The sequence below is a fragment of the Bacteroides hominis genome, from assembly GCF_033042785.2.
GTDB classification, from domain to species: domain Bacteria; phylum Bacteroidota; class Bacteroidia; order Bacteroidales; family Bacteroidaceae; genus Bacteroides; species Bacteroides hominis.
Window position 1 is genome coordinate 1,281,007 of record NZ_CP178829.1, and the last position, 20,521, is coordinate 1,301,527.

Consider the following 20,521-nt stretch of genomic DNA (forward strand, 5'->3'; position numbering starts at 1 on the left):
AAAAGTATGAAATACACACTTGAGATACAAAAGCTACTGTTGCAGGCACAAAATGATAACCTGCATCCCCGTGAGAAAGCCAATCTACTGAAAGAGGCTGTTCGCATTGCAGATGAGAATGAAGATATACAATGGGCTGTAGAGATGAGGCTGGACCTTATCTATGAATTGAATCTCCTCTCGGCAGATGCTGAAGAGATCGCGGTGTTCTCTAAAATCCTGGACAACTATGAAAACCATAAGGATTTGATTAATGAGGATGATATCTTATGGAAATACAAATGGATATGGTCTTGTACCTTTGATCTTCCCAGTATACCGATGGAGCAGGTGGAAGCGGTAGGTGAAGATTATAAAACCCGTATTTTGCGCAATGGTTATTCATTGCGTACATATTATCACCGGTTGTCTGTGGAATACACTAAAATGAGGGAATATACGAAAGCCAAAGATTACATAGATAAGATGCTGGCGGAAAAGATGGATGACCTGACTTGTGAAGCTTGTGAGCTGAACTTCATGTTGGATTATTATCTTGAAACTGGACAGTTTGAAGAGGCCTATAATCGTGCGCAACCTTTAATTTCCAAGCAAATTTCTTGTTACGAAGCCAATCTGAGAGCTTATCTGAAATTGGCATATTATGCTTATAAAGCCGGGAAGCCGGAGATAGCGGCGGATATGCGTGCACGGGCCGAAGAAGCTTTGGCGGGAAGAGAAAAAGATGAATATCTGCTTCTTTATCTTGGGCTATTCATTGCTTATTATTTTATGACTGATCCGGACAGAGGCTGGGAGTATGTAGAACGTTGTATCCCATGGAGTCTGAATACTAATATGCAGAAAAGATACCGTTTCTCGTGTGATATGGTGGAGGCTCTAAACTACGAGCAGCGTGAAGAGGTCAGTCTGGCTTTACCGGAGGATTTTCCACTTTACCGGGTTGACGGAGTATATTCTGTGGCTGCGCTACGTAATTATTTTTATAGACAAGCGGATGAATTGGCAGGCTTGTATGATGCGCGTAACGGAAATAGCGGATATCAGGAACGATTATTTAATATCAATTTAATTGGCAACCTGTAGATTAATACGTATTTTTGCCGTCCAATTATTTATTAAAAACAACTGAATAACAGAAAAATGAGAAAGTGGCGTATTGAAGATTCTGAAGAACTTTACAACATCACAGGTTGGGGGACTTCATACTTTGGTATTAATGACAAAGGTCATGTTGTTGTTACACCGCGAAAAGATGGCGTAGCCGTCGATTTGAAAGAATTGGTCGACGAGTTGCAGTTGCGTGATGTGGCGGCTCCTATGCTGGTGCGTTTTCCGGATATTCTGGACAACCGTATTGAAAAGACTGCCTATTGTTTTAAACAGGCATCCGAAGAGTATGGATACAAAGCCCAGAATTTTATCATCTATCCGATTAAAGTGAATCAGATGCGCCCGGTTGTTGAAGAAATTATCAGCCATGGCAAGAAATTTAATTTGGGCCTTGAAGCCGGTTCCAAGCCCGAACTGCATGCAGTGATTGCTGTCAATACGGATTCTGACTCTCTTATTATCTGCAACGGCTATAAAGACGAAAGCTATATTGAGCTTGCTTTGCTGGCACAGAAGATGGGTAAACGTATCTTTCTGGTAGTTGAAAAGATGAATGAGTTGAAGCTGATTGCCCGCATGGCAAAGCAGCTGAATGTACAGCCTAATATTGGTATCCGTATCAAATTGGCTTCTTCAGGAAGCGGAAAGTGGGAAGAGTCAGGAGGAGATGCCAGTAAGTTCGGACTGACTTCCAGTGAGTTGCTTGAGGCACTTGACTTTCTGGAAAGTAAAGGCATGAAGGATTGTCTGAAACTGATACACTTCCATATCGGAAGTCAGGTGACAAAGATACGCCGTATCAAGACAGCATTGCGTGAAGCTTCTCAGTTCTATGTGCAGCTCCATGCGATGGGTTTCAAAGTGGAATTTGTTGATATTGGCGGTGGTCTTGGAGTTGATTATGACGGCACCCGTTCGTCAAGTAGTGAGAGTAGTGTCAATTACTCTATTCAGGAGTATGTCAACGACTCTATTTCCACGTTAGTGGATGCCAGTGACAAAAACGGTATTCCCCATCCCAATATTATCACTGAGAGTGGCAGGGCTCTGACTGCACACCACTCTGTCTTGATTTTTGAGGTACTTGAGACGGCTACTTTGCCGGAATGGGATGATGAAGAGGAGATTGCTCCGGATGCGCATGAACTGGTACAGGAACTTTATGGCATTTGGGATACATTGAATCAGAACAAGATGCTTGAAGCATGGCATGATGCCCAGCAGATACGTGAAGAGGCACTCGATCTGTTCAGCCATGGTATCGTAGACCTGAAGACACGTGCTCAGATAGAACGTCTTTACTGGTCTATTACTCGTGAAATCAATCAAATTGCCGGTGGACTGAAACATGCTCCCGATGAATTCCGCGGATTGTCTAAATTGTTGGCTGATAAATATTTCTGTAACTTCTCACTTTTTCAGTCGCTTCCGGATTCTTGGGCGATCGACCAGATATTTCCGATTATGCCCATTCAGCGTTTGGATGAAAAACCGGACCGCTCGGCTACCTTGCAGGACATTACCTGTGATTCCGATGGAAAGATAGCCAATTTTATCTCTACCCGGAATGTAGCACATTATATGCCGGTACATAGCCTGAAGCAGAAAGAGCCTTACTATGTAGCGGTCTTTTTGGTAGGGGCTTATCAGGAAATCCTGGGAGATATGCATAATCTGTTTGGAGACACGAATGCGGTGCATGTTTCTGTCAATGAGAAGGGGTATAATATCGAACAGATTATTGACGGAGAAACGGTCGCAGAAGTGCTCGATTACGTGCAATATAACCCGAAAAAGCTGGTTCGTACTCTTGAAACATGGGTAACAAAATCTGTAAAAGAAGGGAAGATTTCTGTAGAAGAAGGAAAAGAGTTCCTTTCCAATTATCGTTCGGGCTTGTACGGATACACATACCTTGAATAAATAAAAAGAACTATCATTTTATAAATGACGAGCTACAAGTTACGAATACTGCACATGATATCAGTCTCGTTTCTTGTAGCTCGTGGCTTGTAACCTGATGGAGTATAAATCGTAATTTGTAAATAGAAAGAATATGAAGGAAAAACTGACAGTCATTAAAGTTGGTGGCAAAATCGTAGAAGAAGAAGCTACATTGAAGCAGTTACTGGATGATTTTGCTGCCATTGAAGGGCATAAGGTACTTGTTCATGGAGGGGGACGTTCGGCTACAAAGATAGCTGCTTTACTGGGGATTGACAGTAAAATGGTCAATGGACGCCGTATAACCGATGCGGAGACACTGAAGGTTGTGACAATGGTCTATGGTGGGTTGGTAAACAAGAATATTGTAGCCGGATTGCAAGCCCGTGGGGTCAATGCCCTGGGGCTGACCGGAGCGGATATGAATGTAATCCGTTCGATGAAGCGCCCCGTAAAAGAGGTCGATTATGGATTTGTCGGGGATGTAGAGCAGGTAGATGCCACATTGCTTTCTGATTTGATTCATAAAGGAGTGGTTCCGGTGATGGCACCGTTGACGCATGACGGACAGGGGAATATGCTGAATACGAATGCAGATACCATTGCCGGAGAAACGGCGAAGGCTCTTTCTGCTATTTTTGATGTGACTTTGGTTTATTGTTTCGAAAAGAAAGGCGTGCTTCGTGATGAAAATGATGATGAGAGTGTCATCCCCCAAATTAATCATGCTGAGTTTCAACGCTACATTGCCGAGGGGGTTATTCAGGGAGGCATGATACCGAAACTTGAGAATTCTTTTGAAGCAATAAATGCAGGTGTGTCTGAGGTGATAATAACCTTAGCGTCAGCCATTCACAAAGGTGGAGGAACCCGGATAAAAAAATAATTCAAAAAAAAGAGGAATACATCTGTAACTTTTCACCAACTCACCCGTCAACTTAATAGAGATGCAAGAAATCAGCTTCCGAGACGACATATTGCCATTGAAAGATAAACTCTTTCGTTTGGCACTCCGAATCACCTTCGACAGGGCCGAAGCAGAGGATGTTGTTCAGGATACGATGATTAGAGTGTGGAATAAACGTGAAGAGTGGACACAGTTCGGATCTATTGAGGCTTATTGCCTGACTGTGGCGAAGAATCTGGCCATAGACCGAAGCCAAAAGAAAGAAGCTCAAAATGTGGAACTCACACCGGAAATGGAGGAAGAATCCGAAGCATCCGGTCCTTATGATCAGTTGATTAATAAGGAACGAATGTCAATCATCCATCGTCTGATTAACGAACTTCCTGAGAAGCAACGGCTTATTATGCAGTTGAGAGATATAGAAGGGGAAAGCTATAAAGAAATAGCGAAAATCTTGAATCTGACAGAGGAACAGGTAAAAGTGAATCTTTTCAGAGCAAGACAAAAGGTAAAACAAAGGTATTTAGAGATTGATGAATATGGATTATAAGTATATAGAACAGCTTTTAGAGCGATACTGGCAATGTGAGACTTCTTTGGAAGAGGAATCGGAATTGCGGTCTTTCTTTTCGGAGGAAGAGGTACCCGCTCATTTGCTCCGTTACAAGGACTTGTTTGTTTATCAGGCAGTTCAACAGGAAGCAGGGCTGGGAGAAGACTTTGATGAACGTATTCTGGCTCAGGTAGAGGCACCTGTAGTAAAAGCAAAACGTCTGACGATGGTTGGAAGGTTTATGCCTTTGTTTAAGGCTGCCGCCGTGATTGCGTTGATTTTGTCATTGGGCAATGTAGCGCAACATACATTCTTTGCCGATGAGGCTTTGGATTATAATTATGATGCTTATAAGGACACATACGATGATCCCGAAGTGGCTTACAAACAAGTTTCTTCTGCTTTGATGATGGTGTCTGAAGGTATAAATAAATCACAGGATCAAATCGCCGGAGATAGTGTGAAGGTTGAATCGATTCGAGTGATGAAGGAATAAAATAATGAAGAGCGTTCTTTTAATGTGCTGGATGGCATTGCTGTCTGTGGCTGTTTCGGCCCAGGACTTTGCTTCACGTTTTATGGCTGAACATAAGGCGGATTCTAATCTGACTTGTGTTACGATCAGTCCGAAAATGATGGAGGAGATAATGAAGAGCGATGCTGAGAAAGATAAAGAGGTGCTGGATATGATCTCTAATCTCAAGAGTATGCAGGTGCTTACTTCCGATGTGGAAGGAAAAAAGTATTTTGATGCAGCTTTGAAGGTGGTTGAGAAGAATACCGGAAGGTTTGAATCGTTTCTTTCTTTTAAGGATAAATCTGAGAATTGTCAGATTATGGTTCGTAAAAAGAAGGATACAATTGTTGAACTGGTGATGCTAATGCACGAAAAGAATCATTTTGCTGTAATAAACTTTACCGGAAATATGAGTCCGGAGTTTATTGCACAGATAAAGAGACATTTTCATTTGCTTTAAACATATAATATAGTTAGTGTGCTTAATTAAAACAACTTTTTGATTTGAGGCTGTGAAGTTTCAATTCTCTCAATTTCAATAAAAAACTAACTAAATAAATGGGCTACCGCGTGATGCAGTAGCCCTTTTATGTTTATGCTACGTCGTCTTCATAGAGCGAAGTTAAACTAAGAGAGAGTTTCTATATTTAAAGTTTTCGTAATCCTCTTTTTGAAAAGTTTATTTGCGGATTACCTTTGTATGCCACACTTCCACTTCCACTGACACCTCCTGTCAGGTTTTCAGTAGCATGACATTTTATGCTGCCCGAACCACTGATATGTGCATTGACATCTTCTGTCTTTAAATCTATGGCATTAATATCTCCCGAACCTGCAATACGATACTCGGCTTTGCCCGATTTGCCGTTCAGCAATACATTTCCCGAACCTGAAATATTTGCTTCTGTGCATGGTACATCGATTTTTTTCAAATTGATGTTTCCTGAACCGTAAATATGCGTTGACAGTTTTGTACAAGAGAAATTGGTTCCATTGATGTTCCCCGATCCGTAAATGCATATTTCTAAATCGTCGTTGCTCTCCATTCCATTTGTAAAGGTCGTGTTTCCTGAGCCATATATGGATAAATGGTTTAATGATGGAGAAGATACTCTGATTTCCAGTTTTCCGCTATTGCGGATGGAGCTATTCTTTTTAAATTTAACCACCAGTGTTTTTCCTTCAACAGTGGTTTCCAATAACTGGACGATGTTGTCGGGACCATAAATCTGTACAGTGGGAGTTCCTTGCTTTTGTGTATAAACAATATCCGAACTGCTCATTGATTTAATTTTGCTGAAAGAACCGACTCTTATGTCTTTAGTGATATAGTTTGAACTTCCACTTACCTGCTTTGTCTGTGAACAGGCCCCAATGATTAATAACAGCATGGAAATTGTAAGGCATGATAATAATTGTTTTTTCATGGTCTTGTGATTATTGTATCAGATATTCTTAATAGTTCCCACTCCTTTTTTATTGAGTGATTTTATGGTAGGATTACCTTTATACTTAATGCTTCCCACTCCTCGTACAGCTGCATTGATAGATTCTACTGCGTTGCAGGTAATATCTCCTACACCCTGTGAACTGGCTTCTACTATATTGGCCTGCAGGTTTCCGGCTTCTATATTGCCTACCCCTTTAGAGTGAAGAGTAGCTGCCTGAACTGTTCCTTCAAGTTTTACATTTCCTACACCCATTGATTGCACATTTAAGCTACTGCAGATTAGTGATTTAATTTTTATATCACCTACTCCTTTGCTTTCCACATAGAGGTTGTCGGTAGTCAAACCGTTATCAATATGTACATCACCTACTCCTTTGAAGGAAATACTGTTTAAAGTTGGAGATGTAATTGTTATCTTCATCTTTTTGAAGTTGCGTACCTTTTTCGATTTATCGATGCTTAACAATAAGGTACTATCTTTTACAGCTACCTGTATTAACGCCACAATGTTATCCGGCCCATAGATTTGTACGTCTGTTTTTCCATCTGCGGATTGTGTGTAATAGATGTCACCTACGGTCCCCGCGTCAATTTTGTTGAACTCCTTCACTTTATAATCTCTCGTGATGAGTTTCTTACTGGGTTGAATACCTTCACCCATATATACGCAACTGCTCAATAACCCTGCTGTTAACAGTAATGTTGACAACATTTTAAAGATTGTTTTCATTTTATTTCGTTTTTAGAGGTTTCTATTAGTTTAGACGTAGGTTGAGTAGGAAAAGTTGCATCTATCTTTCTTTTTTCTGCAAAATAATCCGTTTATTTGTATTTATAATTAAGAACAACATTGGATAAGATTATTGAAGATAAGGAGTTAGGACGTCTGATCGTACGTGATAATGTGCGTGCCAAGAGACTCGTTTTTCGTACAAAAGCTGATGCGATCTATGTTAGTATACCTCCGGGAGTTACGATGAAGGAGGTAAAGGAGGCGATAGAGAAATTACGTTCCAGATTGTTGGATTCCAGGCAGAAGTTGATACGTCCTCTGATTGACCTGAACTATCGGATCGAGACAGAATACTTCAAGTTATCATTGGTTAGTGGTAAGAGGGAGAAATTCTTGGCTCATTCCGAATTGGGAGAAATGCGGATTATTTGTCCCCCGACGGCCGATTTTACAGATTCTAATTTACAGGACTGGCTTCGAAAAGTGATTGAAGAAGCTTTGCGACGGAATGCAAAGATTATCTTGCCTCCCCGGTTGTATATGCTTTCGGAGCGGTATGGGTTGCCTTACAAAAGTGTTCAGATAAATTCAAGTCGTGGACGATGGGGAAGCTGCTCTTCTCACAAAAAGATAAATCTCTCTTATTTTCTTGTATTATTGCCAAAGCATTTGATAGATTATGTTCTTTTGCACGAACTTTGCCATACTTGTGAGATGAATCATGGAGATCGCTTTTGGGACTTGCTAAATGGGCTTACCGATGGGAAAGCTTTAGAGCTGCGCGAAGAGTTGAAAAAATATAAGACTGAGATTTGACATTGCAATCACAAAACAGATGTTGCAAGAATCCTTTCCACCAAAGATTACACTGATTGTTACAGATTGATTGCCGGCATTGATAATCGGTTTTGGGCTTTTTCATCTGTGCGAATCGGAATAATTCTGTAGTGTCTTTTGATATCTCCCTTTACAGTCTTTTATACCCTATGCGGTCAGGAAAAAAACGTCTTTCTATTTTTGTGGTAGCTGTTTGATACCGTCAATATCCTTTTCAAAACGGTAAGTACCACCTTTTTCACTCAGATCAAATGCGGCTACTGTTTCAGTCTGATTATTTACAATCATCAGTGCACTTTGCTCTGCGAAGCGTCCGACTTCGATAGCAGTAGGCTCTTCTTTAATCTGTTTATTCATGATCAAGCTGTCATTGACAAACAGTGAGATCGAATCACCTACGAAGCCTTTTGTCAGCTGAATGGAGTACGTTTCACTAAAGTGACGGACAGCTTCTTTTTCCCGTTGCAATCTCAGACTCATATATACAAAGATGACTACGACAAATATGACGGCAAATGCTAAAATGCCGTTTCCTACCATAAATTGCTTGTTAGTGTTAAGACGATGTGCCATAATACTATATTCTTTAATATTCGGGGTAAAGATAGCAAATCTTTTTGTATCTCATTTGTTTTTGTGTAAGTATAAAAGTTACAAAAAAATAACGAGATCTCTGAATTCTAATGCTTTTGTGTTATATAACATATCAGTTTACATTGTTCGAGCAGAATAAATTATCTTTCTTTGTATCGTGATAGTTCAGCATAGCTATCTATAATTAAAAACCTTTATTGATACGTATGAAAATAACTTTTGGACAACAAACGACCAAAGTAAAGCAATTGGCTGACAAGATTAGCTTTGATATCTCGATGGGAGTATATAAATCGGGAGATTCACTGCCTTCGATCAATCAACTTAGCCATGCGTATGAGGTTTCCCGAGATACTGTATTTAAAGCTTTTCTTGATTTAAAAGAGAGAGGAATTATTGATTCTACTCCCGGGAAAGGGTATTATGTGGTTGGAAGATTGAAAAATGTACTTCTTTTACTTGATGAATATTCACCTTTTAAATATGCACTTTATAATAGTTTTGTAAAGCGTTTGTCTATCCGTTATAAAGTCGACCTATTGTTTCATCAGTACAATGAACGTTTGTTCAATACCATCATTCGTGAATCGTTGGGACGATACAATAAATATATTGTGATGAACTTCGATAACGAAAAGCTGTCTCCTAATCTTTATAAGATAAATCCATCCAAACTTCTTCTTCTTGATTTCGGTAAATTTGAGAAAGAGGAGTTCTCTTATGTTTGTCAGGACTTTGATCAAGGATTCTATAATGCGCTACTTCAACTGGCAGATCGATTGAAGAAATATCAAAAACTCGTTTTCGTGTTAGTGAATGATAGCATGCATCCCCGGAGTAGCCGTGACTTTTTTGAGAAATTCTGTGCCGATCAACATCTTGGTTGTGAGGTAGTGAGTGATATTGAAGGACTTCAGGTTCGCAAAGGAGAAGTATATATAGCGATTCGTCAAATAGACGTGGTGAGTATTATTAAGAAAAGTCGTATTGAGGGTTTACAATGTGGAGTTGATTTTGGCTTAATAGGGTATAATGACACACCTGCTTATGAAGTGATAGATCAGGGAATAACTGCATTAAGTGTAGATTGGGAGAAAATGGGTGATAAGGCTGCCGAATTTGTTCTGCAGGGAAAAGCCATACAAGATTACCTGCCTACGGAAGTCAGGCTGAGAGCTTCTTTATAAAAGAGTTTTTCAGAATTGTGTGTCAGCACAGGTCAGCATGGAAGAATTGTCTAATGAATTTAATAATATAGTATGAAAAAGTATCCGAAAATCGGGATTCGTCCCACCATCGATGGACGCCAGGGTGGTGTTCGCGAAAGCCTTGAAGAAAAAACAATGAATCTGGCAAAAGCTGTTGCCGAGTTGATTACTTCTAATCTCAGAAATGGCGATGGAACTCCTGTGGAGTGTGTGATTGCAGATGGAACTATCGGACGTGTTGCCGAAAGTGCTGCTTGTGCAGAAAAGTTTGAACGTGAAGGGGTAGGAGCTACTATTACTGTCACCTCATGCTGGTGTTATGGGGCTGAGACAATGGATATGAATCCATATTATCCGAAAGCTGTTTGGGGATTCAATGGGACGGAGCGTCCGGGAGCGGTGTATCTGGCTGCTGTGCTGGCAGGGCATGCACAGAAGGGATTGCCTGCATTTGGTATTTACGGTCGCGATGTACAAGACTTGAATGATAACTCTATTCCTGCGGATGTGGCAGAAAAAATTCTGCGTTTTGCCCGTGCTGCCCAGGCTGTAGCTACGATGCGTGGGAAGTCTTACCTTTCTATGGGTAGTGTTTCTATGGGTATTGCCGGTTCTATTGTAAATCCGGACTTCTTCCAGGAATATTTGGGTATGCGTAATGAGTCGGTCGATTTGACAGAGATAATTCGCCGCATGGCCGAAGGCATTTATGATAAGGAAGAATATGCCAAAGCGATGGCTTGGACTGAGAAATATTGCAAAAAGAATGAAGGGCATGATTTCAATGTGCCTGAAAAAACAAAGACACGTGCACAGAAAGATGAAGACTGGGAGTTCATTGTCAAGATGACTATCATCATGCGCGATTTGATGCAGGGTAATCCGAAGCTAAAAGAACTTGGATTTAAGGAAGAGGCTTTAGGACACAATGCCATTGCAGCGGGTTTCCAAGGACAGCGTCAATGGACGGATTTCTATCCGAATGGTGATTTCTCGGAAGCATTGCTCAATACTTCATTCGACTGGAATGGTATTCGTGAAGCATATGTAGTGGCCACTGAGAATGATGCTTGTAATGGTGTAGCTATGCTGTTCGGTCATCTGTTGACGAATCGTGCACAGATTTTCTCGGATGTACGTACTTATTGGAGTCCGGAGGCTGTGAAACGTGTTACGGGTAAGGAACTGACAGGTATGGCTGCTAATGGTATTATTCATTTGATTAATTCGGGAGCAACAACCCTTGACGGAACAGGGCAGCAAACGGATGTCAATGGAGAACCTACCATGAAACCTTGTTGGGAGGTTACGGAAGGAGAAGTTGAGAAATGTCTGGAAGCTACTACTTGGTATCCCGCCAATCGTGATTATTTCCGTGGAGGAGGTTTCTCTTCTAATTTCCTTTCGAAAGGAGGTATGCCCGTAACTATGATGCGACTGAACCTGATTAAAGGTCTTGGACCAGTGCTGCAGATAGCCGAAGGCTGGACAGTAGAGATTGATCCGGAAATTCATAAATTACTTGATGAACGTACGGACCGTACATGGCCTACTACTTGGTTTGTTCCTCGTTTATGTGATAAACCTGCCTTTAAAGATGTATACTCCGTGATGAATAACTGGGGAGCTAACCATGGTGCAATCAGTTACGGGCATATTGGTCAGGATGTGATTACACTGGCTTCCATGCTTCGTATTCCGGTTTGCATGCACAATGTGGAGGATGATCAGATTTTCCGTCCGGCGGCCTGGAATGCCTTCGGTATGGATAAAGAGGGAGCCGACTACAGAGCTTGTACTACTTATGGTCCTATTTATAAGTAACCTTTAGAAGAACGCAATATGATCAATCGATTTATATTAAACGAAGTTTCTTACTTCGGTCCGGGAGCACGTGAAGTGCTCCCTAAGGAAATCTCACGTTTGGGACTACACAAAGCATTTGTCGCAACCGATAAAGATTTGATAAAATTCGGAGTGGCGGACAAAGTGCTTAAGGTGCTGGATGCTGCTAAGATTCCTTATGTGATATTCAGTGAAATTAAGCCGAATCCTACAGTATCGAATGTAAAAGCCGGTGTGGAAGCATTTGCGGCATCCGGTGCGGACTTTATCCTGGCGATTGGCGGTGGCTCTTCTATGGATACGGCAAAGGCAATTGGGATTATTACTAATAATCCGGAATTCAGTGATGTCGTTTCATTGGAAGGCGTGGCGGATACCAAGAAGAAATCCGTACCTATTATTGCATTGCCTACTACTGCCGGAACGGCAGCAGAAGTAACTATCAACTATGTGATTACAGACGAACAGAACCAAAAAAAGATGGTTTGTGTGGATCCGAATGATATTCCGGCTATAGCGATAGTAGATGCCGAGCTGATGTATACACTTCCTAAAAGCCTGACTGCAGCTACGGGACTTGATGCACTGACACACGCTATTGAAGGGTTGATAACCAAAGGTGCATGGGAGATGAGCGATATGTTCGAAATTAAAGCTATTGAAATGATCAACCGTTATCTGGTGACTGCCGTTGAAGAACCGTCAAATGCGGAGGCACGTAATGGTATGGCAGTAGCCCAGTATATTGCCGGTATGGCTTTTTCGAATGTCGGTTTAGGAGTCGTTCATGGTATGGCACATCCGTTGGGGGCTATTTTTGATATTCCTCATGGCGTAGCCAATGCGTTGTTATTACCTATTGTTATGGAGTTCAATGCTCCGGCTGCTCTTGACAAATATGTAGAGATAGCTAAGGCTATGAACGTGTATTCTGCAGGTATGGCTAAAGAAGAGGCAGCTAAAGCAGCCGTAGATGCTGTAAAAGCATTATCTTTGAAGGTCAATATTCCACAACACTTGTCCGATTTGGGCATTCAGGAAAAGGATCTTGATCGTCTTGCTACAGCTGCGTTTGCTGATGTCTGTACGCCGGGTAATCCACGGGAAGTAACAAAAGAAATTATTCTTGATTTATATAAGAAAGCATTATGATAACTAATGAACATATCGAGCAGTATCTTGCTCAGGCACATCGCTATGGCGATGCTAAATTAATGTTGTGCAGCAGCGGTAACCTTTCATGGAGAATCGGTGAAGAAGCACTTGTTTCCGGAACGGGTTCTTGGGTACCGAACCTGCAGAAAGAAAAAGTATCTGTTTGCAATATTTCTACGGGTATACCCCAGAATGGAGTAAAACCTTCTATGGAAAGTACTTTTCATTTGGGAATCCTTCGTGAACGTCCGGATGTAAATGTAGTTCTGCATTTTCAATCGGAATATGCTACAGCTGTTTCCTGTATGAGAAACAAACCGTCAAATTTCAATGTAACTGCTGAGGTACCTTGCCATGTCGGTAAAGAGATTCCTATCATTCCTTACTATCGTCCGGGTTCGCCTGAACTGGCTGAAGCTGTTGTGGAAGCGATGAAAGAGCATAACTCTGTATTGCTGACCAATCATGGACAGGTGGTGTGTGGTAAAGATTTTGATCAGGTGTACGAACGGGCCACTTTCTTTGAAATGGCTTGCCGGATTATCGTTCAATCCGGAGGAGATTATTCGGTCCTGACTCCGGAAGAGATTGATGATCTGGAAATATATGTGTTAGGAAAGAAAACAAAATAGAAATAATGACGACCAGCTTATGAGTACTTACTTAGCAGCTGACTTTGGTGGAGGTAGCGGCCGTATTATGGCCGGTACCCTCACTGAAGGTAAGCTAAAACTGGAAGAGGTATATCGTTTTGGTAATCGGCAAATTAGACTCGGAAACCATGTCTATTGGGATTTTCTTTCTCTCTTCGAAGAAATGAAAAACGGACTTCGTGTCGCTGCCCGAAAAGGCTATCTGGTGAAAAGTATCGCTATAGATACTTGGGGAGTCGATTTTGGGCTGATTGACAAAGATGGTAATCTGTTGGGGAATCCGGTTTGTTACCGTGATTCTCGTACTAATGGTATGCCTGAGCGGGTGTTTAAGCAGATTGATCAAGCTGCCCATTATGCAGAAACAGGTATCCAAGTGATGCCTATCAATACTCTGTTTCAACTATATAGTATGAAGCAGAACAACGATGTACAACTCCGGGTAGCTGATAAACTATTATTTATGCCTGATTTGTTCAGCTATTTCCTTACAGGAACAGCGAATAATGAATATTGTATTGCTTCTACTTCTGAGTTACTTGATGCTTGTCAGCGCAACTGGTCGGATAACTTGATTAGTGAATTAGGATTACCCCGACATCTTTTTGGTGACATTGTGCTTCCTGGGACTATTTGCGGTAAACTGAAACAAGAAATTGCGGATGAAACCGGTTTAGGCTGTATTGATGTCGTTGCTGTCGGTTCACATGACACAGCCAGTGCTGTATTTGCTGTTCCTTCCAATGAACCGGATCGGGCTTATCTTAGTTCGGGAACCTGGTCCTTGCTCGGAACAGAGATTGACCAACCGATTTTGACGGAGGAAGCACGTTTGGGAGGATTCACGAATGAGGGTGGCATACAAGGCAAGATACGCTTCTTGCAGAATATAACCGGGCTTTGGATTTTACAACGTTTGATGGCTGAGTGGAAAGAACGGGGCGAAGAAACCAGTTATGATCGTGTGATAGCCGAAGCAACGTTATCAGATATCCGTTCGGTAATCGATGTAGATGATTCCTCTTTTTGCAATCCGGACTGTATGGAAGAGTCGATTGCTGAGTATTGTCATAAGCATCATTTGAGAGTGCCGGTTTCTCAAGGAGAGTTTGTTCGTTGTGTCATTGAATCATTGGCACACCGTTATAAATTAGGAGTTGAACAGATGAATCGCTGTCTGCCGGTACCGGTTAAACAGCTCCATATTATCGGAGGAGGCTGCCAGAATCGTTTGCTAAACCAACTTACTGCAAATGCTTTAGGCATTCCGGTATATGCAGGTCCGGTGGAAGCGACTGCTATCGGCAATATCTTAGTACAAGCGAAAGCTCAAGGTGAAATAGATACTTGGGAAGAGCTAAAAGAAATTATCATAAACAGTGTAAAACCTCAGGTATATTATCCTGAATAACCCGACAACCCATGAAAAACACCAACCGTTCCATTCTTCATAAAGATGGAGTTAGTTATATCCTGCCATTTATTTTAGTGACTTCTTGTTTTGCCTTATGGGGGTTCGCTAATGATATTACCAATCCAATGGTAAAGGCCTTCTCGAAAATATTTCGTATGAGTGTCACCGACGGGGCATTGGTACAGGTCGCTTTTTACGGAGGCTATTTTGCAATGGCCTTCCCTGCTGCAATGTTTATTCGTAAATACTCTTATAAAGCCGGTATCCTGCTGGGACTGGGGCTATATGCTTTGGGTGCCTTGCTGTTTTTCCCGGCAAAGATGACAGGCGATTATTACCCTTTCCTGCTCGCTTATTTTATTTTGACGTGTGGACTCTCGTTTCTGGAAACAAGTGCTAACCCTTATATATTATCGATGGGTACAGAAGAGACAGCGACGCGACGATTGAATCTGGCGCAGTCGTTTAATCCAATGGGATCATTATTGGGTATGTATGTAGCCATGAATTTCATTCAGGCGCGTCTGAATCCCATGGATACGGTAGAACGCAGCCAATTGTCTCCGTCTGAGTTTGAGGTATTGAAAGAGTCGGATTTGTCCGTGTTGATTGCCCCTTACCTGATTATAGGATTAGTGATTCTTGCCATGCTTTTTCTGATACGTGCCGTTAAAATGCCTAAGAATGGTGATAAGAATCATAATATTGATTTTATACCAACGCTAAAGCGTATTTTTAAAGTTCATCATTATAGAGAAGGAGTCATAGCGCAATTCTTTTATGTGGGTGCACAGATTATGTGTTGGACTTTTGTTATCCAATATGGAACACGCTTGTTTATGTCGCAGGGAATGGAGGAGAAGGCTGCTGAAGTGCTTTCTCAGGAATATAATATAATTGCTATGATTATTTTTTGCATAAGCCGTTTCGTGTGTACATTTATTCTTCGCTACCTGAATCCGGGGATGCTTCTCAAGATTCTTGCGATTGCGGGTGGTGCTTTTACGTTAGGTGTGATTTTTTTGCAAAACATATGGGGATTGTATTGTTTAGTAGCTGTTTCGGCTTGTATGTCACTAATGTTTCCCACGATTTATGGTATTGCTCTTCGTGGTTTGGGTGATGATGCCAAGTTTGGGGCTGCCGGTTTGATTATGGCAATTCTGGGAGGTTCTATCTTGCCACCATTACAGGCTTGTATTATTGACCAACATACATTGTTGGGTATGCCTGCTGTAAACTTGTCTTTTATACTTCCTTTTATCTGTTTCGTAGTGATTATCATTTATGGACATCGTACTTGTGCACGTGTGAAGAAGATAAAAGCAGCACGAAAGTAATATGGAGAATCGGATGCGGCGTTTGACGATTCTTCTGAGTAACTGTTTTCTTCTGCTTGTGTCATTAGTTTCTTGCGGGAAAGTGCCATTAGCGGAAGAAGCAGTGTTTTCTATACCGGTGGATACGGCATTTATGAGGCTTCGTCAATGGGAGTGGTATTGTCAGAAACGGGCTGACAGTTGCCTGACAGAGAATAATTATCAGGGAGCTTTATCTTGGCTGGATTCCGCTCGTATCCAAGTGGAACATTACGGACGTCCTTATTATATATTGGCACGCGGGGACGTATATTATTCCACCCATCAATATGATTCTGCCCGTCGTTATTTTAGTATGGCAGCCCATTCCATTCATCCGCATATTGCTATCGAAGCTTGGAGGAAACTTGCAGAACTGGAACTTATGGAAGGAAATGAGAAGCAAGTGTTCTATTCTACGCAGAAGGCAGATGCGCTTTTCCGGGTGGAGATAGGCCATGTGCAGAGTGATAACAGTGAAGCTCTATATCAGGAAGAGAGGTTGAAAAACGAGTTAAACCAATTGAAGATTGCCAAACAGAATCGGGAAATTGCTATGTTAACTTTGAGCCTTTGTCTGATTATACTGATTGCTTTGTTTATTTTCTACCGGCAAAATAAGATAAAGCGTGAAAAAGAGCGTCTGCTTCTTGAAGAGAAAGCCAAGTTGGAGCAAGAGAACCAAATACTGAAACAAACTGAAGAGTTAAGTGCTTTGAGAGAAAAAGAGGCGGTTTTGCGAGAGTCTTTGTTCCGTAAGGTCGATGTTTTGCGTAAAATACCCTCCCTCAATGAAGAAGAGCAGGAGAGTGGTGAACATCGCATAGCTTTGTCGGAAAGAGAGTGGGAGGAAATTCGTCAGACGGTGGATAATGCTTATGATGGGTTTTCACAACGGTTGCTTGCACGCTTTCCTTTGTTGACCTTAAAAGATATTTATTTCTGTTGTCTGGTGAAGATCAATGTCAGTATAAAGGACCTTTCCGATATTTATTGTATTAGTCGTACCTCGGTTAGTAAAAAGAAATTTCGCATCAAGCGAGAGAAGCTTGGAGCAGAGGATTCGGACTCTTTAGATGACTTTTTGCGTGGTTTTTAGTTCTCGGAAACTTGTTTGTCCATGCTATTTTAAGAGGTGGTTTATGTAATATCTTGATATGTAGTATGATAGCATATCCATTTTTGAAGTGCTTTGTCTATATCCCTTTTTGTTTTTCCTGTGCCCGATGGTTAATTTTGCAATATCAAAACTTTAAAAATGTACATGATATGTTGAATCGACTGAACTATTTCATTATGTCGGCAGGGCTACTTGTTTTAGTAGCATGTTCGTCTAATTCCGGAAAACAGGTAGAGGTGGCAAATACTCCTTTTGTTTACGATGGATTAAAAGAGTATCCGGTAAAAGAGTTGAAACTGTCCGATCTGGCAGTTAGTGATTATGTGGCATTAAAAGACAATGAAAATTCATTGTTGGGTAGGTTACCGACAAATCCTTGTATACAGGTCACTGAAGACCGGATTTATATTCAGGATGAAGAGCAGCAGGCTATATTTATTTTTGACCGTCAGGGAAATCCATTATTGCAAATGCGTCATAAAGGAGGCGGCCCTCAGGAATGGGCATCTCTGAACTCTTTCTATGTGGACAGTCCTAACAAAGAAATTATAGTGTTGGACCGCGCTAAAAAGTTTATAGTTTATGATTTGAATGGGAAATTTAAACGAAGCTTCCCGACACCCGGTTGCTCTTGGAAGTTTGCTAACTTGAATGATAAGGCTGTATTGGTATATTGTCCTTTTACAAAGCGTAATAACGGAGAGGCAGTTTGCATCCTTTCTAAAAAAGATGGCAAAAAGTTGCATGTGTGTCCTATTACGATAGATAATTTTGTGTGGGATAGCGAGGGGCGTATTGGCTATGAACCATTGAAGCCTGCTTATGGTGGGATTTTATTTTCAGATTTATCATTGAAAGGCGTGTATTTTATTGATGCTGAAACATATGAAGTAAAACAGGTTATTGATGAAGTGACAGAATATAAATTTGAAAATGCAGAGTTCGTTAAGCTACATCCGGCGATCGATGCTAAAGACTATACTTTGTATACTACGCTCGGTACGAAATGGTTGACTCCGGATATGCCAATGAACTATTATTATTTCGATAAGAAGGAGCAGAAAATGTATACTTTGAAAAATGAAACCGGATGGGCTGTTTTAAAAGATGTCTGCAATGTACAGAGAACCCGTACAACAAATACTCCAGGTATCGGCATTGGTTATTATTGGCCTTCTACTATGAAAGGAGAGTCGATGCAAGCTGAAAAAGAGCAGTTTGACCCTCGTTTCCGGGCAATAATGGACTCTATACCTGAAGAAGGTAACCCTGTATTACAAATTATGAACTTCAATAAATGATGAAGCTGTTCCGCAAGATATTGATTATTTGTCTTCTTGGGAAGTTAATGGCTTGTTCGCCATTAGCTTCCGGGGAGATAAATGATGTTTGGGGGCATAAGCAAGTGGCTACGGTTGAAATGGCAGGTTCTGATAGCGTTTGGGTCTGCCACTTGTCTATGTTGAAGGATACGGTTACTGTACCTCTTAGTCATTTTGTCGAGGAACTGGAAATGGTCATACTTGATAATCGGGATGCTGCATTGGTCTCTCCTTCCAAAACAATTATTGGCAAACAGTATATTTTAGTATATAAAATGGGGCATGTCCCTTTCAAACTTTTTACTAAAAGCGGGACCTATTTGAGGGATATCGGTTCCTTTGGTCAAGGTGCGGGTGAATATGGCTTAGTTTACGATGCACAGATGGATGAGGAGAATAACCGGCTTTATGTGTTATGTTGGCAGGCCGACCATATCTTGGTATTCGATTTACAGGGAAATATACTTCAACCGATTCGATTGGCGCATTGGTCACCTAAAGGGATATTTCATGTAGAAACGGAACGAGGACGAGTGCATGTTTGTGCTCTTTCTTTTAATCGTGACTTTGTAGGTGATAGGCATTCGCCTATGATTTGGACGCAAAGTTTGGATGGCAAGATTATAAAAGAACTTCCGGCAGGGTATTTGGCCGTGAATGATTATGGAAATGAAATCAAATCTCTGAATAATGGGACGGTGATGGACATCGGTTTCTGGTTTGGAGGGCAATATCGTAACGATTCATTATATCACTATAATAACCACGAGTTTAGGCTCGTTCCACGTTTTACGCTTGATTATGGAGGACATGAGTTGACCCCACACAGCTTCGGAGAGTTGCCGAATCACTTCTGGGGAGAAATATCATATCCTGTAAGGCTAAGTCCACATTCGTCAACTACCACTCCTCCGGAATATTATATGGTTGATAAACATACTTTACGAGGCGCTTTTGTTGAAATATACAATGATTTCTTAGGTGGCATTCCTGCTGACTGGTTCTTTTCATCTCATGACGGATATTATGTTTGGAATGTTGAACCTGCACGATTGAAGCAAATGGTTGAGGAGCGTTTGTCTTCAGGTGAGATTATCTCGGATTCGGATCGAAGAAAGCTGACCGAACTGCTTGGGAGTATTAAAGAAAACGATAACAATTATATTTTCTATGGTCGATTGAAATGTAGATAGTTCCTGTTTTTTTCTTATCATTTCTTTTTTTTCTCTAATATTTTGTAGTCGAACAGATTATTTATATCTTTGCACCCGAAACGGATGAAAGGTGGAGGGGCGATTAAGCTCCTTTTTTTGTTCTTAATAGTTAATCAATGATAGAAAAAAGAACTGTTTGTCAGATTGTTGAAGAGTGGCTGGAGGGAAAAGACTATTTTCTGGTAGAAGTGACCGTCAGCCCTGATGACAAAATTGTGGTCGAAATTGACCATGCAGAAGGGGTTTGGATTGAAGACTGTGTGGAGCTGAGTCGCTTCATTGAGTCGAAACTGAACCGTGAAGAGGAAGATTATGAGCTGGAAGTAGGTTCTGCCGGAATCGGACAGCCATTTAAAGTATTGCAACAGTACTATAACCACATCGGCCTGGAGGTGGAAGTACTGACTAAAGGCGGACGCAAACTGAGCGGGGTCTTGAAAGATGCCGATGAAGAAAAGTTTGTTGTGACCGTACAAAAGAAAGTAAAACCCGAAGGAGCCAAACGTCCTCAGTTGGTAGAAGAGGATGAAACCTTCACCTATGATGATATAAAATATACTAAATACTTAATTAGTTTTAAATAA

20 protein-coding genes are annotated in these 20,521 nt (G+C 41.2%); 17 read left to right on the plus strand and 3 right to left on the minus strand.

Annotation, left to right across the window (positions count from 1 at the left end; all coding sequences use genetic code 11):
* Positions 1-6: 6 nt before the first annotated feature.
* The 6 genes from R3O62_RS05615 (at position 7) to R3O62_RS05640 (ending at position 5,494) form a co-directional block, all read left to right on the plus strand.
* The gene (locus tag R3O62_RS05615) at positions 7-1,086 is read left to right on the plus strand and encodes a hypothetical protein (protein ID WP_005812223.1); all 1,080 of its coding nucleotides are present in this window, start codon (positions 7-9) and stop codon (positions 1,084-1,086) included.
* Positions 1,087-1,143: 57 nt separating this feature from the next.
* A complete protein-coding gene (gene speA / locus R3O62_RS05620; RefSeq protein WP_005779381.1) occupies positions 1,144-3,036 on the plus strand; it encodes a biosynthetic arginine decarboxylase in 1,893 nt (630 codons plus the stop codon).
* Positions 3,037-3,169: 133 nt separating this feature from the next.
* Positions 3,170-3,943 carry an acetylglutamate kinase gene (gene argB, locus R3O62_RS05625; protein WP_032531031.1) on the plus strand — a complete coding sequence of 258 codons (774 nt, stop codon included), beginning with the start codon at positions 3,170-3,172 and terminating at the stop codon, positions 3,941-3,943.
* Positions 3,944-4,004: 61 nt separating this feature from the next.
* A complete protein-coding gene (locus R3O62_RS05630; protein WP_005779377.1) occupies positions 4,005-4,514 on the plus strand; it encodes an RNA polymerase sigma factor in 510 nt (169 codons plus the stop codon).
* Positions 4,504-5,013 (plus strand): hypothetical protein, encoded by a 510-nt coding sequence (locus R3O62_RS05635; RefSeq protein ID WP_005779375.1) that lies wholly within the window; start codon positions 4,504-4,506, stop codon positions 5,011-5,013. Before R3O62_RS05630 ends, R3O62_RS05635 begins: the two co-directional genes overlap by 11 nt.
* Before the next feature lie 4 nt (positions 5,014-5,017).
* Positions 5,018-5,494 carry a DUF4252 domain-containing protein gene (locus R3O62_RS05640; protein ID WP_005779373.1) on the plus strand — a complete coding sequence of 159 codons (477 nt, stop codon included), beginning with the start codon at positions 5,018-5,020 and terminating at the stop codon, positions 5,492-5,494.
* Between the two features lie 187 nt (positions 5,495-5,681).
* Here the strand turns inward: R3O62_RS05640 and R3O62_RS05645 are convergent, their stop codons facing one another.
* Both R3O62_RS05645 and R3O62_RS05650 read right to left on the minus strand, forming a co-directional pair.
* On the minus strand, positions 5,682-6,461 hold the full coding sequence (locus R3O62_RS05645; RefSeq protein ID WP_005812215.1) for a head GIN domain-containing protein: 780 nt from the start codon (positions 6,459-6,461) through the stop codon (positions 5,682-5,684).
* Between the two features lie 18 nt (positions 6,462-6,479).
* Positions 6,480-7,214, minus strand: coding sequence for a head GIN domain-containing protein (locus R3O62_RS05650; RefSeq protein WP_005812213.1), 735 nt, complete (start codon positions 7,212-7,214; stop codon positions 6,480-6,482).
* Positions 7,215-7,334: 120 nt separating this feature from the next.
* Here R3O62_RS05650 and R3O62_RS05655 point away from each other — a divergent pair, with 120 nt between their 5' ends.
* Complete coding sequence (locus tag R3O62_RS05655; RefSeq protein ID WP_005812209.1) at positions 7,335-8,033, plus strand: SprT family zinc-dependent metalloprotease; 699 nt, start codon at positions 7,335-7,337, stop codon at positions 8,031-8,033.
* Positions 8,034-8,228: 195 nt separating this feature from the next.
* On the opposite strand, the gene R3O62_RS05660 is transcribed toward R3O62_RS05655, so the two are convergent.
* Entirely contained in the window at positions 8,229-8,627 is a 399-nt protein-coding gene (locus R3O62_RS05660) for a hypothetical protein (protein ID WP_005779366.1), read from the minus strand.
* A gap of 227 nt (positions 8,628-8,854) precedes the next feature.
* Between R3O62_RS05660 and R3O62_RS05665 the strand changes: the two genes are divergently transcribed.
* From R3O62_RS05665 to rimP, 10 genes are all read left to right on the plus strand, one after another.
* Positions 8,855-9,835: a GntR family transcriptional regulator gene (locus R3O62_RS05665; protein ID WP_022011220.1), complete on the plus strand. Its 981-nt coding sequence runs from the start codon at positions 8,855-8,857 to the stop codon at positions 9,833-9,835.
* Between the two features lie 72 nt (positions 9,836-9,907).
* Positions 9,908-11,680 carry an L-fucose isomerase gene (fucI, locus tag R3O62_RS05670; protein WP_005822718.1) on the plus strand — a complete coding sequence of 591 codons (1,773 nt, stop codon included), beginning with the start codon at positions 9,908-9,910 and terminating at the stop codon, positions 11,678-11,680.
* Positions 11,681-11,698: 18 nt separating this feature from the next.
* Positions 11,699-12,853, plus strand: coding sequence for a lactaldehyde reductase (gene fucO, locus R3O62_RS05675; protein ID WP_032540414.1), 1,155 nt, complete (start codon positions 11,699-11,701; stop codon positions 12,851-12,853).
* Positions 12,850-13,488: a class II aldolase/adducin family protein gene (locus R3O62_RS05680; protein WP_005812195.1), complete on the plus strand. Its 639-nt coding sequence runs from the start codon at positions 12,850-12,852 to the stop codon at positions 13,486-13,488. Before fucO ends, R3O62_RS05680 begins: the two co-directional genes overlap by 4 nt.
* Positions 13,489-13,507: 19 nt before the next feature.
* Positions 13,508-14,920, plus strand: a complete 1,413-nt coding sequence (locus tag R3O62_RS05685; protein WP_032540412.1) for a rhamnulokinase — start codon at positions 13,508-13,510, stop codon at positions 14,918-14,920.
* Positions 14,921-14,931: 11 nt separating this feature from the next.
* The gene (gene fucP / locus R3O62_RS05690; protein WP_005812191.1) at positions 14,932-16,263 is read left to right on the plus strand and encodes an L-fucose:H+ symporter permease; all 1,332 of its coding nucleotides are present in this window, start codon (positions 14,932-14,934) and stop codon (positions 16,261-16,263) included.
* A gap of 1 nt (position 16,264) precedes the next feature.
* The gene (locus R3O62_RS05695; protein WP_229080799.1) at positions 16,265-17,380 is read left to right on the plus strand and encodes a hypothetical protein; all 1,116 of its coding nucleotides are present in this window, start codon (positions 16,265-16,267) and stop codon (positions 17,378-17,380) included.
* A gap of 170 nt (positions 17,381-17,550) precedes the next feature.
* Positions 17,551-18,702, plus strand: a complete 1,152-nt coding sequence (locus R3O62_RS05700; RefSeq protein ID WP_005812186.1) for a 6-bladed beta-propeller — start codon at positions 17,551-17,553, stop codon at positions 18,700-18,702.
* Positions 18,702-19,916 carry a 6-bladed beta-propeller gene (locus R3O62_RS05705; protein ID WP_032531119.1) on the plus strand — a complete coding sequence of 405 codons (1,215 nt, stop codon included), beginning with the start codon at positions 18,702-18,704 and terminating at the stop codon, positions 19,914-19,916. The genes R3O62_RS05700 and R3O62_RS05705 overlap by 1 nt, the downstream gene beginning before the upstream one ends.
* Before the next feature lie 137 nt (positions 19,917-20,053).
* On the plus strand, positions 20,054-20,521 hold the full coding sequence (gene rimP, locus R3O62_RS05710; protein WP_005779347.1) for a ribosome assembly cofactor RimP: 468 nt from the start codon (positions 20,054-20,056) through the stop codon (positions 20,519-20,521).

Excerpts from the sequence above, each read along its gene's own strand:
- R3O62_RS05685 (WP_032540412.1), top strand. The coding sequence starts at position 13,508 with ATGAGTACTTACTTAGCAGCTGACTTTGGTGGAGGTAGCGGCCGTATT.
- R3O62_RS05645 (WP_005812215.1), bottom strand. The coding sequence starts at position 6,461 with ATGAAAAAACAATTATTATCATGCCTTACAATTTCCATGCTGTTATTA.
- R3O62_RS05695 (WP_229080799.1), top strand. The coding sequence starts at position 16,265 with ATGGAGAATCGGATGCGGCGTTTGACGATTCTTCTGAGTAACTGTTTT.
- R3O62_RS05630 (WP_005779377.1), top strand. The coding sequence starts at position 4,005 with ATGCAAGAAATCAGCTTCCGAGACGACATATTGCCATTGAAAGATAAA.
- R3O62_RS05660 (WP_005779366.1), bottom strand. The coding sequence starts at position 8,627 with ATGGCACATCGTCTTAACACTAACAAGCAATTTATGGTAGGAAACGGC.
- argB (WP_032531031.1), top strand. The coding sequence starts at position 3,170 with ATGAAGGAAAAACTGACAGTCATTAAAGTTGGTGGCAAAATCGTAGAA.
- rimP (WP_005779347.1), top strand. The coding sequence starts at position 20,054 with ATGATAGAAAAAAGAACTGTTTGTCAGATTGTTGAAGAGTGGCTGGAG.
- fucP (WP_005812191.1), top strand. The coding sequence starts at position 14,932 with ATGAAAAACACCAACCGTTCCATTCTTCATAAAGATGGAGTTAGTTAT.
- R3O62_RS05635 (WP_005779375.1), top strand. The coding sequence starts at position 4,504 with ATGGATTATAAGTATATAGAACAGCTTTTAGAGCGATACTGGCAATGT.
- speA (WP_005779381.1), top strand. The coding sequence starts at position 1,144 with ATGAGAAAGTGGCGTATTGAAGATTCTGAAGAACTTTACAACATCACA.
- R3O62_RS05680 (WP_005812195.1), top strand. The coding sequence starts at position 12,850 with ATGATAACTAATGAACATATCGAGCAGTATCTTGCTCAGGCACATCGC.
- R3O62_RS05650 (WP_005812213.1), bottom strand. The coding sequence starts at position 7,214 with ATGAAAACAATCTTTAAAATGTTGTCAACATTACTGTTAACAGCAGGG.
- fucI (WP_005822718.1), top strand. The coding sequence starts at position 9,908 with ATGAAAAAGTATCCGAAAATCGGGATTCGTCCCACCATCGATGGACGC.
- R3O62_RS05640 (WP_005779373.1), top strand. The coding sequence starts at position 5,018 with ATGAAGAGCGTTCTTTTAATGTGCTGGATGGCATTGCTGTCTGTGGCT.
- fucO (WP_032540414.1), top strand. The coding sequence starts at position 11,699 with ATGATCAATCGATTTATATTAAACGAAGTTTCTTACTTCGGTCCGGGA.
- R3O62_RS05615 (WP_005812223.1), top strand. The coding sequence starts at position 7 with ATGAAATACACACTTGAGATACAAAAGCTACTGTTGCAGGCACAAAAT.
- R3O62_RS05700 (WP_005812186.1), top strand. The coding sequence starts at position 17,551 with ATGTTGAATCGACTGAACTATTTCATTATGTCGGCAGGGCTACTTGTT.
- R3O62_RS05705 (WP_032531119.1), top strand. The coding sequence starts at position 18,702 with ATGAAGCTGTTCCGCAAGATATTGATTATTTGTCTTCTTGGGAAGTTA.
- R3O62_RS05665 (WP_022011220.1), top strand. The coding sequence starts at position 8,855 with ATGAAAATAACTTTTGGACAACAAACGACCAAAGTAAAGCAATTGGCT.